Source organism: Rhodococcoides kroppenstedtii (assembly GCF_900111805.1).
Taxonomy (GTDB): domain Bacteria; phylum Actinomycetota; class Actinomycetes; order Mycobacteriales; family Mycobacteriaceae; genus Rhodococcoides; species Rhodococcoides kroppenstedtii.
In genome coordinates, this window is record NZ_FOJN01000005.1 from 22,638 (window position 1) to 38,586 (window position 15,949).

At 71.0% G+C, this 15,949-nt stretch carries 15 protein-coding genes; 6 read left to right on the plus strand and 9 right to left on the minus strand.

Translation table 11 applies throughout. The features are described from left to right. Positions 1-4 precede the first annotated feature (4 nt). Together BMZ18_RS07280 and BMZ18_RS07285 are read left to right on the plus strand one after the other, a co-directional pair. The gene (locus BMZ18_RS07280) at positions 5-1,345 is read left to right on the plus strand and encodes a CoA transferase (RefSeq protein ID WP_083400185.1); all 1,341 of its coding nucleotides are present in this window, start codon (positions 5-7) and stop codon (positions 1,343-1,345) included. Then, on the plus strand, positions 1,342-2,340 hold the full coding sequence (locus BMZ18_RS07285; RefSeq protein ID WP_068365770.1) for a nucleoside hydrolase: 999 nt from the start codon (positions 1,342-1,344) through the stop codon (positions 2,338-2,340). The genes BMZ18_RS07280 and BMZ18_RS07285 overlap by 4 nt, the downstream gene beginning before the upstream one ends. Here BMZ18_RS07285 and meaB read toward each other — a convergent pair. From meaB to BMZ18_RS07300, 3 genes are read right to left on the minus strand one after another with little or no spacing between them, the layout of a single operon-like run. Continuing rightward, the gene (gene meaB, locus BMZ18_RS07290; RefSeq protein WP_068365771.1) at positions 2,316-3,332 is read right to left on the minus strand and encodes a methylmalonyl Co-A mutase-associated GTPase MeaB; all 1,017 of its coding nucleotides are present in this window, start codon (positions 3,330-3,332) and stop codon (positions 2,316-2,318) included. The two genes, BMZ18_RS07285 and meaB, sit on opposite strands and share 25 nt — an antisense overlap. A 2-nt stretch (positions 3,333-3,334) precedes the next feature. Then, a complete protein-coding gene (gene scpA / locus BMZ18_RS07295) occupies positions 3,335-5,590 on the minus strand; it encodes a methylmalonyl-CoA mutase (protein WP_068365777.1) in 2,256 nt (751 codons plus the stop codon). 14 nt (positions 5,591-5,604) lie between these two features. Beyond that, entirely contained in the window at positions 5,605-7,479 is a 1,875-nt protein-coding gene (locus tag BMZ18_RS07300) for a methylmalonyl-CoA mutase family protein (protein ID WP_068365778.1), read from the minus strand. Between the two features lie 277 nt (positions 7,480-7,756). On the opposite strand from BMZ18_RS07300, the gene BMZ18_RS07305 reads away from it, so the two are divergent. The 3 genes from BMZ18_RS07305 to BMZ18_RS07315 all read left to right on the plus strand — a co-directional run bounded on the left by BMZ18_RS07305 (position 7,757) and on the right by BMZ18_RS07315 (position 9,675). Continuing rightward, positions 7,757-8,470: a TVP38/TMEM64 family protein gene (locus tag BMZ18_RS07305; RefSeq protein WP_139203874.1), complete on the plus strand. Its 714-nt coding sequence runs from the start codon at positions 7,757-7,759 to the stop codon at positions 8,468-8,470. A 93-nt stretch (positions 8,471-8,563) separates the two neighbouring features. After that, positions 8,564-9,163: a hypothetical protein gene (locus tag BMZ18_RS07310; protein ID WP_068101226.1), complete on the plus strand. Its 600-nt coding sequence runs from the start codon at positions 8,564-8,566 to the stop codon at positions 9,161-9,163. Further along, complete coding sequence (locus tag BMZ18_RS07315; RefSeq protein WP_068365772.1) at positions 9,160-9,675, plus strand: hypothetical protein; 516 nt, start codon at positions 9,160-9,162, stop codon at positions 9,673-9,675. The genes BMZ18_RS07310 and BMZ18_RS07315 overlap by 4 nt, the downstream gene beginning before the upstream one ends. Before the next feature lie 16 nt (positions 9,676-9,691). Here the strand turns inward: BMZ18_RS07315 and BMZ18_RS07320 are convergent, their stop codons facing one another. The 3 genes from BMZ18_RS07320 to BMZ18_RS07330 all read right to left on the minus strand — a co-directional run bounded on the left by BMZ18_RS07320 (position 9,692) and on the right by BMZ18_RS07330 (position 12,284). Further along, entirely contained in the window at positions 9,692-10,891 is a 1,200-nt protein-coding gene (locus BMZ18_RS07320) for an SPFH domain-containing protein (protein ID WP_082833830.1), read from the minus strand. Further along, positions 10,892-11,323 (minus strand): NfeD family protein, encoded by a 432-nt coding sequence (locus BMZ18_RS07325; RefSeq protein ID WP_068101217.1) that lies wholly within the window; start codon positions 11,321-11,323, stop codon positions 10,892-10,894. A gap of 139 nt (positions 11,324-11,462) precedes the next feature. Then, positions 11,463-12,284, minus strand: coding sequence for a DUF3097 domain-containing protein (locus BMZ18_RS07330; protein WP_068365773.1), 822 nt, complete (start codon positions 12,282-12,284; stop codon positions 11,463-11,465). A 114-nt stretch (positions 12,285-12,398) separates the two neighbouring features. On the opposite strand from BMZ18_RS07330, the gene BMZ18_RS07335 reads away from it, so the two are divergent. Beyond that, positions 12,399-13,205, plus strand: a complete 807-nt coding sequence (locus BMZ18_RS07335) for an Rv1486c family protein (RefSeq protein WP_068365774.1) — start codon at positions 12,399-12,401, stop codon at positions 13,203-13,205. A 4-nt stretch (positions 13,206-13,209) separates the two neighbouring features. Here BMZ18_RS07335 and BMZ18_RS07340 read toward each other — a convergent pair whose 3' ends face one another. Genes BMZ18_RS07340 through fabG1 form a run of 3 tightly spaced genes read right to left on the minus strand, consistent with a single transcriptional unit; the run spans position 13,210 to position 15,907 of the window. After that, entirely contained in the window at positions 13,210-14,262 is a 1,053-nt protein-coding gene (locus BMZ18_RS07340; protein ID WP_068365775.1) for a ferrochelatase, read from the minus strand. A 51-nt stretch (positions 14,263-14,313) separates the two neighbouring features. Further along, on the minus strand, positions 14,314-15,138 hold the full coding sequence (gene inhA, locus BMZ18_RS07345) for an NADH-dependent enoyl-ACP reductase InhA (protein ID WP_068365776.1): 825 nt from the start codon (positions 15,136-15,138) through the stop codon (positions 14,314-14,316). Positions 15,139-15,178: 40 nt separating this feature from the next. Further along, positions 15,179-15,907, minus strand: a complete 729-nt coding sequence (fabG1, locus tag BMZ18_RS07350; RefSeq protein ID WP_068101205.1) for a 3-oxoacyl-ACP reductase FabG1 — start codon at positions 15,905-15,907, stop codon at positions 15,179-15,181. Positions 15,908-15,949: the final 42 nt, after the last annotated feature.

A 15,949-nucleotide genomic window follows, 5' to 3' on the forward strand; every position in this document is an offset into this window, starting at 1 on the left:
GCGCGTGCTCGACACGCCCGCGCAGTACGACGCCGACCACGGTCACGAGCGTCGGCAGCACATCCCGGTCGTGTCGTCGTCACCCGGCGTCCTGGCCGGCCCGCTGCCGGTCGCCGCACTCGCGACGGGCAGCGTGGCGGCGCTCTGCTCGGCGGTCGATCGTCATCGCCGGCAGGTGGGTCTGGAGCTCCTGCCGTGGTCGGTCGACGGCGACCGCGTGGCGTCGTCGTTCGCCGGCAGTGACCTGCTCCGCGTGAACGGCGATGCCGCGCCGGGATTCGCACCCCTGTCCGGTTTCTGGCCCACCGCGGACGGGTGGGTGCGTACCCACGCCAACTACCCCCACCACCGGGAACGCTTGTGCGCGCTGCTCGGCGTGCCCGAGGAGCCGGGCGCCGTCGCCGCCGCCTTCGCGCGGGTCTCGGCGCGAGAGATCGAGGACGCCGCGGCCCCGGCGGGTGCGCTGGTCGTCGCGGTGCGCACGCCGTCGGAGTGGAACGAGGAGCCGGCGGGGCGGTTCGCCGCGACCGGTCCCCTGGTGACGACGTCGGTACGCCCGGACGGGACCTCGTCGCTGCCCGACCCGCCCACCGACGCCCGACGTCCGCTGGCCGGTATCCGCGTCCTGGACCTCACGCGCGTTCTCGCAGGCCCCGTGGCCACTCGCGCCCTGGCACTGCTCGGCGCGTCGGTGCTGCGAGTGGACTCGCCGCGGCTGCCGGAGATCGAGACGCAGCACCTCGACACCGGTGCCGGCAAGGCGTCGACCCTGCTGGACGTCGACGACCCCGACCAGCGTGACCGTCTCGCCGCACTGGCCACCACCGCCGACGTCGTGGTGTGCGGCTATCGGCCGGGCTCGACGGTGATGTCGGTCGTCGAGTCCGTCCGGCCCGGCGGGGCGGTGGTCGCGTCGGTGTCGGCGTGGGGGACGCGCGGTCCGTTCGCCGGTCGACGCGGGTTCGACAGTCTGGTGCAGGCCGCGTCCGGGATCGCGGTGCTGAGCGGCAGCGACGACCGCCCCGGCGCGTTGCCGGTGCAGGCGCTCGACCACGCCACCGGATACCTCCTCGCGGCCGGCATCGTGGACGCTCTGGCCCTGCGCGCGGAAAGCGGTATCGGGCGGACCGTCACGGCGTCGTTGGCTCGAACAGCGGCGCATCTGCTCGCCCTGCCGCGCCCGACCGAGATACCCGAGCGAACAACGATTCCCGAGGCGCACACCGTGACTCACGGATCCGTCCGCACCGCGCGTCCCGCTCTGGCGGAGTACGACGACTACCCGTGGCCCGCCCGACCGTGGGGCTCGGACGAGGCCCGCTACCCGACTTCGGAGTCCGTGTGACCACCCGTCTGATCGTCGACGTCGACACCGGCATCGACGACTCCCTCGCCCTGGTTCTGCTCGCCGCCGACCCGGCCGCCGAGATCGTCGCCGTGTGCTGCACGGCGGGCAACGTGCCGACGGCGCAGGTCACCCGGAACACGGCGTCCTGGCTCGATCTCTGCGGACTCGACGGGGTCGAGGTGTGCGTCGGGGCGGACGGTCCGTTGGTCGCGCCGCTCATGACCACCGAGGACACCCACGGCCCCCTGGGCGTCGGCTACGCAGAGCTCCCGCCGACCACGCGGTCGCTGTCCGCGCGGTCCGCGGCCACCGCCTGGGTGGAGCTGGCGCGCGCCCATCCCGGCGAGCTGACGGGCCTCGTCACCGGCCCACTGACCAATCTCGCTCTCGCGCTTCGCCTCGAGCCGGCCCTGCCGACCCTGCTGCGGCGGGTGGTGATCATGGGTGGATCGTTCGATCACCCCGGCAACACGACGCCGACCACGGAGTGGAACGTCGCGGTCGATCCCGAGGCCGCGAAGGAGGTGTTCGACGCCTTCTCCGCGGCACCGGCGGGACGCGAACCGATCGTCTGCGGCCTGAACCTCACCGAGTCGATCGAGATGCACCCGCACCACGTGGACCGGATGATCGAAGCGGCGGGCGGACCCGACGTGCCGATCGTGCGGCACCTCGCCGACGCCATCCGCTTCTACTTCGAGTTCCACGAGGCGCAGGGCGAGGGCTACCTCGCGCACATGCACGACCCCTTCGCCGCGGCGGTCGCCCTGCGCCCGGAGATCGCCGAGTACCGCACGGCCACGGTCGACGTCGAACTCACCGGAACCCTCACCCGCGGGACGACGGTGGCCGACCGACGCGGTCACTGGGGGCGGCCGCCGAACGCGGCCATCGCCGTGGCGACCGATCCGGAGGCCTTCTTCGACGACCTCGTCGCGAGGGTCGGCGCATTCGCAGCGCGACGTGCTCAGATGTCGCTGGGACGGTCGTAGGCCGCCAGAATCTCCTGCGCCGCCAGCGCCGCGGTGAGCGACCCGTCGGCCACGCGTCGCTCCACGTCGCCTCGAACGGTCCGCACGTCCGGGTCGGTTTCGAGGCGGCGCATCACCTGATCCTGGACCATCGTCCACACCCACCGTACGGTCTGGGTGCGGCGCTTCTCCTCGAACTGTCCTGCAGCGATGAGGGTCTCGCGGTGACGGAGGACGGTGGCCCAGAACTCGTCCAGACCCGTCTCCTCGACGGCGCTGGTGGTGAGCACCGGCGGCACCCAGACGGCGTCGTGCGGGTGGATCAAGCGCAGCGCTCCGGCGAGCTCGCGGGCGGCACTCTTCGCGTCCCGGATGTGGTTGCCGTCGGCCTTGTTGACCGCCACCAGATCGGCGAGCTCGAGCACGCCTTTCTTGATGCCCTGCAACTGGTCCCCGGTGCGGGCGAGGGTGAGGAAGCAGAAGCAGTCGACCATCCCGGCGACGGTGATCTCGGACTGGCCGACACCGACCGTCTCGACCAGAACCACGTCGTAGCCGGCGGCCTCGAGCAGCACGATGGTCTCACGGGTGGCCTTGGCGACGCCGCCGAGCGTGCCCGACGTCGGCGACGGCCGGATGTACGCCCGGTCCGACACCGTGAGCCTGGCCATGCGCGTCTTGTCCCCGAGGATCGATCCCCCCGTGCGCGACGACGACGGGTCGACCGCGAGCACCGCCACCCGATGCCCCTGTCCGATCAGGTACATCCCGAGCGCGTCGATGAACGTCGACTTCCCCACCCCGGGAACACCGGTGATCCCGACGCGATGAGCGCCACCGGCATGCGGGAGCAGTTGCTGGAGCAACTGTTGCGCCCGGTCTCGGTGGTCCTCGCGCGTCGACTCGACGAGCGTGATGGCGCGCGCCAGTCCCGCGCGCTCCCCCGCGCGCACCGACGCGGCGAGAGCGTCGACGTCGACGACGGGCCGGGCGACGGTGGGTCGATCGGCCATGGTCAGGCGTTCGCTCCGTGTCCGAGCGACTCGGCGAGCGCCTGCACCAGATCGACCGCCGCGTCCGCGATGACCGTGCCGGGCGGGAAGATCGCCGCAGCGCCGGCCTCGCGCAGCGCGTCGAAGTCACCGGGCGGGATGACCCCGCCCACCACGACCATGATGTCCGGGCGTCCGACCTCCGCCAGGGCCTCGCGCAACGCGGGGACCAGCGTGAGGTGGCCGGCCGCCAACGAGGACACGCCGATGACGTGCACGTCGTTGTCCGCGGCCTGACGCGCCACCTCGTCGGGCGTTTGGAACAGGGGGCCGACGTCCACGTCGAATCCGATGTCGGCGAACGCCGTGGCGATGACCTTCTGGCCGCGGTCGTGGCCGTCCTGACCCATCTTCGCCACCAGGATGCGGGGGCGTCGTCCCTCGGCCTCGGCGAAGGCGTCGACGAGTTCTCCGGCGCGCACCATGTTGCTCGCTTTCCCCGCCTCGTCGCGGTAGACACCGCTGATCGTGCGGATCTCCGCACGGTGCCGACCGTAGACCTTCTCGAGCGCGTCGGAGATCTCGCCGACCGTCGCCATCGCGCGCGCGGCGTCGACGGCGAGCGCGAGCAGGTTGGTCTCCATCCCGCCCTCGCGCGACTCGGCACCGGCCGTCAACGCCGCCAACGCGGCGTCGACACGGTCCTGGTCCCGTTCCGCCCGCAGTCGCTCGAGCTTCTCGAGCTGCTCGGACCGCACGCGGGAGTTCTCGACCTTGAGCACCTCGATGGAATCGGGCTCGTCGGGCACGTACTTGTTGACTCCCACCAGCGGCTGGCGGCCCGAGTCGATCCGCGCCTGCGTCCGCGCGGCCGCCTCCTCGATGCGGAGCTTCGGAATGCCCTCACCGATGGCCTTCGCCATTCCGCCCGCGGCTTCGACCTCGGCGATGTGCGCCCGGGCCCGGTCGGCGAGCTGGTGGGTGAGCCACTCGACGTAGTACGACCCGCCCCAGGGGTCGATCGGCCGGGTGGTCCCGGATTCCTGCTGCAGCAGCAACTGGGTGTTGCGCGCGATGCGGGCCGAGAAGTCGGTGGGCAGGGCCAGCGCCTCGTCGAGTGCGTTGGTGTGCAGCGACTGCGTGTGCCCCTGGGTGGCCGCCATGGCCTCGACGCAGGTGCGGGCGACGTTGTTGAACACGTCCTGTGCGGTGAGCGACCATCCCGAGGTCTGCGAATGGGTGCGCAGGGACAGCGATTTCGGGCTCGACGGCTCGAACTGCTGCACCAGCTCCGCCCACAGCAGACGACCGGCGCGCAGCTTGGCCACCTCCATGAAGAAATTCATCCCGATGGCCCAGAAGAAGGACAACCGCGGGGCGAAGGTGTCGATGTCCATGCCCGCCGCGAGTCCGGCACGGATGTACTCGACACCGTCCGCGAGGGTGTAGGCCAGCTCGAGGTCGGCCGTCGCTCCGGCTTCCTGGATGTGATAGCCGGAGATGGAGATCGAGTTGAACTTCGGCATGTGCGTCGAGGTGTACTCGAAGATGTCCGAGATGATGCGCATGGACGGCTCGGGCGGATAGATGTAGGTGTTGCGCACCATGAACTCTTTGAGGATGTCGTTCTGGATGGTGCCGGCGAGCTTCTCCGGCCCCACCCCCTGCTCCTCCGCCGCCACCACGTAGAGCGCGAGGATCGGCAGCACGGCACCGTTCATGGTCATCGACACCGACACCGACCCGAGGTCGATGCCGTCGAAGAGTTGGCGCATGTCGTAGATGGAGTCGATGGCGACGCCCGCCATGCCGACATCGCCCTGCACGCGCGGGTGATCGCTGTCGTAACCGCGGTGCGTCGCGAGGTCGAACGCGACCGACAAGCCCTTCTGCCCGGCGGCGAGATTGCGACGGTAGAAGGCGTTGGACTCCGACGCCGTGGAGAAACCGGCGTACTGGCGGATGGTCCACGGTTGGTTGATGTACATCGTGGGGTACGGGCCGCGCAGGAACGGTGCGGCGCCGGGGTAGGAATCCAGCGGGTAGCCCTGCTCGCCGGCCTCCGTGCGGTCCGCTCGCGTGTAGACCGGACGCACGTCGATGCCCTCGGGCGTGGACCAGGTGACCTGGTCGGTGGTGTACCCGTTGGCCTCCGCACCGGCGGCGATGTGGGTGGCGGCGTCGGGGCCGTCCGCGGGGGTGGTGTCGGCCCCCGGGTCGACCAGCGGAATGTCCCCGAAGTTCGGGACTTCAGCGTTCGGGACATCGGCGTTCGGCATCTCGGCGTTCGGCGTCATGCGGGCTGTCCTTCCGGAGCGGGGTCGGTGCCCGTGAGCAGGTCCAGGATGCGGCTCAGTTCGGCCACGGCGTCGATCGACAGAGTGAGGTCGCCGTCCGGCCGCGCGGCGGAATCCGTGTCGGCCGGGAAGGTCGAGCTCTTCCCCGCGAGCAGGACGGTGGTGACGCCGGCGTCGCGCAGAGCTCGCACGGCGGCGGGACCCTCCTCGGCGTAGCGCTTGTCGGTGCCGCACACGATGGCGACGGGTGACCCGGTTTCCGTCGCGACGGCCGTCAGGTCGGCGTTCGCGCCGGGGTTCAGGGCCTCGATGCCGCCGGAGGCCATCAGGTTGGCCGCGAAGGTGGTGCGGGCGTTGTGTTCCGCGACCGACCCCAGGGGGGCCAGGAGGACGACCGGGCGACTCCCCCGCTCGGCCGCGACGGCGTCGCCACGGTCACGCAGCGCCTCGAAGGCGGCGGCGTACCGGGCGACCGGGCGACCGTCCACGGTGCCGTCGCCGGGTGTCACCGGGGGCTCCTGCAGATTCGGGAACTCGTTGACCCCGGTCACCGACGTGCGTCGGTGCGCGATGTCCTGCTCACGGGCGACGCGCGTGCGCTCGACCGTCCGCGCGATCTCGCCGCTGTCGAGGGCGGTCCGGTAGCCCCCGGCGCGCTCGATCGACTGGAACACCGTCCACGCGGCCTCCGCGGTGGCGTCGGTGAGAGATTCGACGTACCAGGACCCGCCCGCGGGATCGAGGACCCGGCCGAGATGCGACTCCTCGAGCAACAGCAGCTGCGTGTTGCGCGCGATGCGTGCGGCGAACGTCTCGCTGACGTCGGGTGCGCCGCCCGGCAGGGCGACGTCGAACGGCAGCACCGTCACCGCGTCGGCCCCACCGACGCCCGCGCCGAACACCGCGAGGGTGGTGCGCAGCATGTTCACCCAGGGATCGCGCTGCGTCATCATCGCGGCGGACGTGACCGCGTGCTGCGGTGCGGCGCCGTGGTCCGGCGCGCCGAGGACCTGCGCGACGCGGGCCCAGACACGGCGCGCCGCACGGAACTTCGCGATGGTCTCGAACTGCTGGTCGGTGGCGGCGAAGCGGAACTCGAGCTGCGACAGAGCCTCCGCGGCAGTGGCGCCGGCGGCCAGAAGTGCGCGCACGTATTCGAGGCCCGCGGCCACGGCGAGCCCGATCTCCTGCCCGTCGGCCGCGCCCGCGTCGTGGAACACGGTGCCGTCGACGGTGATCGCACGGACGCCGCGACCGTCCGCGCCGGCCCGGCGAGCGAGGGCGACGGTGTCCTCGAGCGAGACGGTCGGAACTCCGGCGACCGCGTCGGTCAACGGAGTCGCGCCCAGGGACACCGACACCCGGGTCTCGGCCGGCAGGACGCCGAACACGGCGTCGGCGACCGCGGGAAGATCCGCCCCGGCGTCCACGGTGAGCGGGGCGAGGTCGAGCAGCACGCCGGTGAGCGCCTCGGCCACACCACCGGCACCGATGACGCCGGTGGAGAGCCAGAGGGCACTGACTCCGTTCTGCAGACCGTCGAGCATGCGGGTGTTGACCGTCGCCGCGTCGGCGCCGTCGCGGCCGTACCGCCCGGCGACGCGCCACCCCACGTGGACGTCGCGGTGCCGGTCACCACCGCGGACGAACGGGAAGTGGCCCGGCAACGGCGGTTCCGGCTGCTCGTCGAGAGGCCCGTAGAGCGGGGCGATGGTCACGCCGTCGTACGTCGTGGTCTCGAGCAGTGTCTCGGGACGGTCCGGCAGTGCCGAGCGATCCGTGCGGCGACTCTTCGCCAGCACTCCGGCGACGGCGTCGCGCCAGGCGGCGAGACCGTCCTCGGCGCTGCGGACCGGGACCTCCGCACCCACCGGGTCCGTGCTGTCGGTCGTTTTCACCGGCGACGGAACACCACCCTCGGTGGGCACCTGCGACTGGCTTGGGGACACGGACTGCCTCTCGAACACTGCTTCGGCGACACTGCTTCGGACGCGGAACGATTGTGATGTTAACCGCACCGTCCGACACCTCGGACCGTCATGCACGGCCCCGGACCTGAGACAAACTTCACAATGCTAGGTCGTCCGAGCGTCGGTCCTCCGACCGTTCTCGGTGGTCGCGGCGCACGCGCCGTTAGGCTCGGCGAACGTGACCACGACTCCGCGTCCCGCCCACCGCCGGCCGGGCGTGCGCGCAGCGGGGGCGCTGCTAGCAGTCGCCGCGCTCGTGGTGCTCGCCGCGCTCGTTCCGCTGCCGTCCGTCGAGCGGGTGCGCGAATGGGCCACGGCCGTCGGGCCGACCTTCGTCCTGGTGTTCTTTCTCGCACACGCCCTGGTGACGGTCCTGCCCGTTCCGCGCACCCTGTTCACCGTGTCGGCCGGCGTGCTGTTCGGGCCCGTGACGGGGTTGCTCGTCGCGGTCGGTGCGACCACGGTCAGTGCCGTTCTCGCCTTCGTGGCGGTGCGTGCTCTCGGACGCAGCGTGGTGGCCCGCCACCTTCGCCATCCGCTCGTGCGTGCCGTCGACGCCCGCCTCGAACGGCGAGGGTGGTTGGCCGTCGGCAGTCTGCGCCTCATCGCGCCCGTTCCGTTCTCCGTGGTGAACTACTCGGCGGCGGTGTCCTCGGTGCGGCTCGCTCCGTTCGCGCTCGCCACGGTGGTGGGTGTCGTTCCCGGCACGGTGGGAGTGGTGTTGCTCGGCAACGCCCTCGCCGGGGATGCCGATCCCCTCATGTTGGCCGTGTCCGGTGTCTGCATCGCCGTGGGAGTCCTCGGACTGCTCGTCGACGCTCGGCTCCCCGTCACGGGATCGTCGGACGCGTCGGCGTCGCGTGAATCCTCGCCGACAAGCCTCGGTACTTGATTCGGCCCGATCAAGGCATCGACGAGGCCCTCTGACGTCACCGGTCAACGCTGCACGCTTGATTCGGCCGATTCAAGTCTCTAGGGTTGATTCATGTTCGTGATGACGGTCGACCAACGCGGCAGTCGGCGGGACGTCGACCGCGTGGCCGACGTCCTGCGCTCCCCCCGTCCCGCTCTGGTGCGCCCGTTCGAGCGCACCGCCGGAGACGAGATCCAGGCGGTCGTCGACACCGCCGACACCGTGCTCGACGTCGCGCTGGATCTCGTCGACGACGGCCACTGGAGCGTCGGCATCGGCATCGGGCCGGTCGAACACCCGCTTCCCGACTCCACCCGCGCGGGGCGCGGAGCGGCGTTCGAGTCGGCACGGGAGGCGGTGGAGAGCGCCAAGAGCGCCCCTGCCCGCATCGCCGTCCGCGGCGTCGACGCCGACTCCGCCGCGGACGCCGACGCGGTCCTCGCACTCCTCGCCGTGCTCGTCGCCCGGCGCACCGACCAGGGCCGTGACGCGATCGCCGCGCTCCGCCGACTCGGCTCGCAGAACGCCGTCGCGGAAGAGTTGTCGATCACTCCGCAGGCGGTGTCCCAACGCCTCGCCGTCGCCGGGTGGCATCTCGAACGCGCCGCACGGCCCGTCGTCGCCCGAATGCTCGCGACCGCCGACCGTCTCGCCGAGAAGGAGGTCCCGTGATCGTCCTGGTGATCGTCGCTCTCGCCGCCGCGACAGCGGCAGCCCTTCCTCCGGTCGCGCGAGTGGCGTGGTGGCTGCCCTCGGTCACGGCCACCGGTGCGCTGGCGGTCGCCGGGGTCGCCTCGGTGGCGCGGTCCACACCGGTCACCGGTGTCCCCGCAGCCGTCTCGATCGTGCTGTGCGGTCTCGCCGCCGTGTTCGGCGGACTCACGCTCGCACCCAGCGTCTTTCGCCTCGCGCCGACGGTGTCCGGGACGGACCGCGACGACGACCGGCCGGACACGGTGCTCCGCGGCGGACTGGTGATCGGCGCGCTCGAACGCACCGCCGTCGTGGTGACGATCCTGGCCGGCTGGCCCGAGGGAATCGCCGTGGTGCTGGCCGTGAAGGGTCTCGCGCGCTACCCCGAACTCCGCCGCGCGCAGTCGTCCGAGTACTTCATCATCGGGACGTTCGCCAGCGTCCTCTGGGCCGCCGCGGCCGGGGGCATCGGACTCGCTCTGCTCCGATGACCCCGGCCGGCCGGACTCAGCTGTCGAGCTGCTTGGTCTGCTCCGGGGACGACACCGCCGGCTGCTCGATCTCCGACGCACGCTGATCCCGTGCCGCCGCCGCGAGCGAGGTGTCGACGGGCTTGCGCGCCACCGCTTCCGCGGCGGCGACGGCCTCGGCGATGGCCGGATCGGTCTTGGTGGTGAACCACTCCGCGACCTCGTCCGAATCGTCCTCCGGCTTGCTCCGGACGTCGTCGTGCGCACTCGGTTCGAACCGGAACACGCCGTCGTCGCCCGGGGCGCCGAGCTGCTTGGCGAAGCCCTTCAGCGCGTCGCCGAAGTCGGACGGCACGACCCACATCTTGTTGGCGTCGCCCTGCGCCATCTTCGGCAGCGTCTGCAGGTACTGGTACGCGAGTAGCTCCGGCGTCGGCTTGCCCGCCTTGATGGCCTCGAAGACCTTCTCGATGGCCTTCGCCTCGCCCTGGGCCTGCAGGTACTTGGCGGCACGTTCACCCTGCGCGCGCAGGATTCGCGACTGCCGCTCGCCCTCGGCTTCGAGGATGGCGGCCTGCTTGGCACCCTCCGCCGACAGGATCTGGCTCTGCTTCGCACCCTCGGCCGTCTTGATGGACGATTCGCGGTTGCCCTCCGCCGTGAGGATGGTGGCCCGCTTCTCGCGGTCCGCCTTCATCTGCTTCTCCATCGACTCCTGGATCGACGGCGGCGGATCGATGCTCTTGAGCTCGACTCGCGCCACGCGCAGGCCCCACCGACCGGTGGCCTCGTCGAGCACACCCCTCAACTGCCCGTTGATTGAGTCCCGGGAGGTCAGCGTCTCTTCGAGCGTCATGCCACCGACCACATTGCGGAGCGTGGTGGTGGTCAGCTGCTCGACGCCGACGATGTAGTTGCTGATCTCGTAGACCGCGGCCTGCGGATTGGTCACCTGGAAGTAGACGACGGTGTCGATGGACACCGTCAGGTTGTCCTGGGTGATGACGGGCTGCGGCGGGAAGGACACGACCCGCTCACGCAGGTCCACCTTCGCCCGCACCCGATCGACGAACGGAACGAGGAACGTCAGCTGTCCGGACACGGTCTTCGAGTACCGACCGAGACGCTCGATCACCGCGGCCTCGGCCTGCGGCACGAGAGTGACCGACTTGGCCACGACGAGAGCCACGAACAGGACGACGACGACCAGCGCGATCAAGGCGATGTAATCAGCCATCTAGGGTCCTTTCCACACGACGGCCGTGGCGCCGTCGATCTTCATCACGGTCACGGTCGTTCCGGCCGCGTACACCTCCGTCGGATCGAGGGGACGCGCCGTCCACACGTCACCGTCCAGACGCACCGTCCCGGAGACCTCGTCGACGGGCTCGAGCACCTGTGCCGTCTTTCCGGTGAGCGCCTGGATGCCGGTCGGCGTCGGGGGCGGCGTCGAGAACCGCCGCGTCAGGGCCGGCCGGACACCGAGGATCAGCGCGGCCGACAGGGCCGCGAACACCAGCGCGTCGCCCCATACCGGAAGATCGGTGAGTGCCGAGACGCCCGCCGTGCCCAGCGCGCCACCGGCCAGCATGAGCAGGAAGAAGTCGCCGGACAGCGCCTCGCCCGCGGCGAGGATCACCGCACCCAAGACCCACAGAAGTGCAACCACGACTCCACACTAGCGACGAAAACCGACCCGGGCGTCGGCGTGCCGGGGGTCGAGACGGATCGTTATCGAGCTGTCCCCGAACGGGACGAATCGGACACGGAGCAGGACCCCGGTCGACGGCGGGATCGCGTCCGTCGGGTCACGACGGGTCGGTCACGAAATCGATGAGCCGCTCCACGGCACCGATCAACGGCGCCTCGAGGTCGCGGAACGACGACACGGACTCGTAGACTCGACGCCACCCGTCGCGCGGTGTGCCCCAACCCAATTCGTCGCAGACCCCCGTCTTCCAGTCGATCCCGCGCGGAACGACGGGCCAGGCCGCGATGCCGACAGCGGACGGCTTCACCGCCTGCCAGACGTCGATGTACGGGTGACCGGTCACCTCCACGAACGGTCCGAGCGAGCGCGTGAGGTGCTCCTCCTTCGTCCCCGCCACGAGGTGGTCGACGAGCACCCCCACCTTGCGCTTCGGGCCGGGGCCGAACTCCTGCAGGCGATCTCCCAGGTTGTCCAGTCCCTCGAGGTACTCGACGACGACACCCTCGACGCGCAGGTCGTGGCCCCAGACCCGTTCCACGATCGCGGCGTCGTGGACGCCCTCCACCCAGATCCGGCTCGGCAGAGCGACACTGGCGCGGACGTTCTCGACGCGCGTCGAGCCGGACGCCGAGCGTCGCGGTGCGGCGGTGGCTCTCGGAGCAGGCCGGGTCAACGTCACGGGTGATCCGTCGACGAGGAACGCCGCCTCGCGCATCGCGAAGAGTCGCGTGCGCCCCCGTCCGTCCTCGAGCCGGACGAACTCGCCGTCGTAGGTGCGCTCGAATCCCACCACGGCGCCGCAGAACCCGGTCGCGGCGTCCTCCACGACGAGGTCACGCTCGGCCGCGACGGTGGGTGCCGCCGTGCGTCGTCGTCGCGCGTGGCCCGCGAAGATGTCCCCGTATCCCTGGCTCGCCATCGCGACCTGCCTTCGTCCGTTCCGTCACCGGGCCGATCCACGCTAGTCGGCGCCGTCCTCCGGGCGCGGTCGCCACGCCGTCCCTGTCGGTGCCCCCGCCTAAACTCGACTCTCGTGTCCTCACCCTCGGCATCTCTCGCGATCTGGTCCGGCGCCTGGCTGGGCGGACGGGCCGCGCCCGACGACGTCCTGGACGCGCTTGCGCGGTGGGCTCCGCTGACGTTGATCGTCGCCGACGACGAGAACGTCGCCGAGGAACTCGACCTACCGTGGCCGACGCCCCGCGACGTCGGATCCGCCACACTGCTGAGCGTTCTCCGCCTCGCCGTCCCGGCCGGCGAGGCGGGGACGGTCGAACTGGTCCTGCCCGTCCCCGGCGACGTCGCCGGTCTGCCCACCGGCACCACCTTCGCGGCCGCCGCCCTGACCGCGGGCGAGGGTGTCATGGTCGGGGTACCCGGCGGCGCAGGAATCGGCCTGGTCCCCACCGTCGAGGGTCCGGACGTGCTGCGCTGGACCGTGTTCCGGTTCCCGCAGCCCCATCCACGTCGCGACACCGCGCTCGGTGAGGTCGAGTACGCGATGCGGGAGGTGGTGCGGGAGGCGGCCGACGTCCTCGGCTCCGCGCCCGCCGTGGTCACCCGGCGGCTCGGCGACCCGCACGTTCTCATAACCGAGCGTCTGGCCGCCGCTCAGGCGCACCCGTATCCGCCTCTCTCCGAACGCATCACGCGCGTTCTGGACACCGCGGACCGCGTGGACGCGATCCTCGACGCCGCGGACGTCGCGGCCCCGTCGCAAGCGCCCACCAGCACGGGCGCCGAGACGCGCGAGACCACCGTCCGGTCGTTGCGCACCGCGGTGCGCACGGCCCGCCGCGTCGCCGTCACGGACGCGGTGGACCGCTTCCTGCACTCCTGATCGGTCAGGCGGGTCGCCGGCGAACCGGCGGCTCGCAGCACCCGGGGTTGCACGGTGAGCCGTCCACCGTCGTGCCGAACGCCGGCTCGGAACCCAGACGCGCCGCGGCGACCCCGGACGTACGCTCCTGCACCAGCGTTCGCACCAACGTGGCGAAGCGCGGGTCGTCGCCCGGGGTTCCGGCGCGCTCGAAGGCCATGCCGAGTTCCGCGGCCTTCTCGACGGCCTCGGTGTCCAGATCCCAGATCACCTCGAGGTGATCGGAGACGAACCCGACGGGACAGACCACCACCGCGTCCACCCCGCTGTCGGCGAGGGTCTCGAGGTGATCGCAGATGTCCGGTTCCAGCCACGGGATCTGCGGCGGACCGGACCGGGACTGCCACACCAGATCGTGCTCCGCGACTCCGGCGGCCGCCGCGCACAGCCGCGCGGCCTCGGCGACCTGCCGGCTGTAGAGATGGCCACCCGCCGAAGGGGGTCCCGCGGCGGCGTCCGCCGAGACCGGTACGGAATGCGCGGTGAACACCACGCGCGCACCGGCACGCTTGTCGGCCGGAAGTCGGTGCAGCGCAGCGGTGATCGCGTCGGCGAAGGCGTCGACGAGCAACGGGTGGTCGTAGTACTGACGTAGCTTCGTCAGCTGCGGGGCACCCTCGCCGACCGCAGCACGCGCCCGGGCGATGTCCTCGTGGTACTGGCGGCACCCCGAATACCCGCCCCAGGCGGACGTCGGGAACACCAGAGCGTTCCGTACACCGTCGTCACGCATGCCGGCGACGGTGTCCTCCACCATCGGATGCCAGTTTCGGTTGCCGAAGTACACGGGCAGATCCACACCGGTGAGCGCGAATTCGGCCTCGACCGCGGCAATGATCTCTCGGTTCAGCCGATTGATCGGCGACACACCACCGAAGTGCAAGTAGTGCTCGGCCACCGCGTCCAGACGCTCCGGTGGGACTCCTCGGCCGCGCGTGACGTTCTCCAGAAACGGTCGCACGTCGTCCGGGCCCTCCGGGCCACCGAAGGACAGCACCAACAGCGCGTCGTAGTTCATGGCTCCATTCTGCCCGGCCGGGCGGGTCGCTTCCGCCCGGCCCGAGCAGGATCAGAGGTTCTCGGGCAACCAGGTGTTGTGGCTGGCGCCGCCGTCCACGTAGACGATCGACCCGGTGGTGGCGGGAAGCCAGTCCGAGAGCAGCGCACAGATGGACTTGGCCACCGCGGTCGGATCCTCGACGTCCCACCCGATGGGCGAGGCGCCGTCCCAGTACTCGTTGAGCTGGTTCATCTTCGCGGCGTCGCCGGTGGCGGTCCCGGCAATGGCCTTGGCCGCAAGGGTCTTGATCGGGCCGGCCGCCACGAGGTTGGACCGCACCTTCTTCGCCGCACCCACCTCGCGCGCCACGTAACGGTTGACCGATTCCAGTGCGGCCTTGGCGACGCCCATCCAGTTGTAGTACGGCATGGCCGTGCGGGGATCGAAGTCCATACCGACGATGGAGCCGCCCTCGTTCATGACCGGCAACACCGCACGGGCGACGGAGGCGTAGCTCCACGCCGAGATCTGGAACGCCGCGGCCGCATCCGGGCCCGGTCCCTCGAGGAAGGGCTTGGCGTCCGGTCCCATGAGCGTGCGCGGGGCGAACGCGATGGAGTGCAGCACGCCGTCGAGACCGTTCGGCGCGACCTCGCGCACCCGGTCGGCCAGCGCCGCGAGATGCTCCTCGTTGGTCGCGTCCAGCTCGATGGCCGGCGGGACCGGCTGCGGAAGCCGCTGGGCGATGCGGTCGATCAGTCGCAGCCGGTCGAACCCGGTGATGATCACCGTCGCGCCCTGCTCCTGCGCGACCTTGGCCGCGTGGAACGCGATGGAGGCATCGGTGATGATGCCGGTGATGAGGATGGTCTTGCCTTCGAGCAGTCCGCCCATGAGGTCTTCGAGCCTTTCGTCGACGAGAGAAGAAGAGTGGTCAGTGACCCATGCCGATGCCGCCGTCGACCGGAATCACCGCGCCGGAGACGTAGGCCGAGTCCTCGGAGGCGAGGAAGCTGACCACGGCGGCCACGTCCTCGGGGGTGCCGGCACGCTGCAGCGGGATCGCCTGCAGCGCCATGTCCCGGTACTTCTGGTCCATGGCGGCGGTCATGTCGGTGTCGATGAACCCGGGTGCGACGACGTTGGCGGTGATGGAGCGCGACCCGAGCTCGCGGGTCAGCGATCGAGCCATGCCGATCACGCCCGCCTTGGACGACGCGTAGTTGATCTGGCCGGGGCCACCGGCCATGCCGACCACCGAGCCGAGGAAGACGAAGCGGCCGAAACGGGCCCGGAGCATCGACCGGCTGGCCCGCTTGGCCACCCGGAACGCACCCGTGAGGTTGGCGTCGATCACCGAGGTGAACTGCTCCTCGCTCATGCGCATGAGCAGGGTGTCGTCGGTGATGCCGGCGTTGGCGACCAGCACCTCGACCGGACCCTGGTGCTTCTCGACCTCGGTGAAGGCGGCATCGACCGAGTCCGAATCGGTGACGTCGCACTGCACGCCGAACAGACCGTCGGGGGCACCCGAGCTGCGGTGGGTGACGGCGACCTTGTGCCCGTCCGCCGCGAGCCGACGCGCCACGGCGAGTCCGATACCCCGGTTGCCTCCCGTGACCAGGACGGACCGGGCGACGAACGATTCGGGTGCGGACGACATGAACTCTCGACTCTCTCTCGGGGACGACGGCCGCAGCGCGGA

Excerpts from the sequence above, each read along its gene's own strand:
- meaB (WP_068365771.1), bottom strand. The coding sequence starts at position 3,332 with ATGGCCGATCGACCCACCGTCGCCCGGCCCGTCGTCGACGTCGACGCT.
- BMZ18_RS07330 (WP_068365773.1), bottom strand. The coding sequence starts at position 12,284 with ATGGCGAGCCAGGGATACGGGGACATCTTCGCGGGCCACGCGCGACGA.
- BMZ18_RS07340 (WP_068365775.1), bottom strand. The coding sequence starts at position 14,262 with ATGAACTACGACGCGCTGTTGGTGCTGTCCTTCGGTGGCCCGGAGGGC.
- inhA (WP_068365776.1), bottom strand. The coding sequence starts at position 15,138 with ATGGGCGGACTGCTCGAAGGCAAGACCATCCTCATCACCGGCATCATC.
- BMZ18_RS07320 (WP_082833830.1), bottom strand. The coding sequence starts at position 10,891 with ATGGCTGATTACATCGCCTTGATCGCGCTGGTCGTCGTCGTCCTGTTC.
- scpA (WP_068365777.1), bottom strand. The coding sequence starts at position 5,590 with ATGCCGAACGCCGATGTCCCGAACGCTGAAGTCCCGAACTTCGGGGAC.
- fabG1 (WP_068101205.1), bottom strand. The coding sequence starts at position 15,907 with ATGTCGTCCGCACCCGAATCGTTCGTCGCCCGGTCCGTCCTGGTCACG.
- BMZ18_RS07310 (WP_068101226.1), top strand. The coding sequence starts at position 8,564 with ATGTTCGTGATGACGGTCGACCAACGCGGCAGTCGGCGGGACGTCGAC.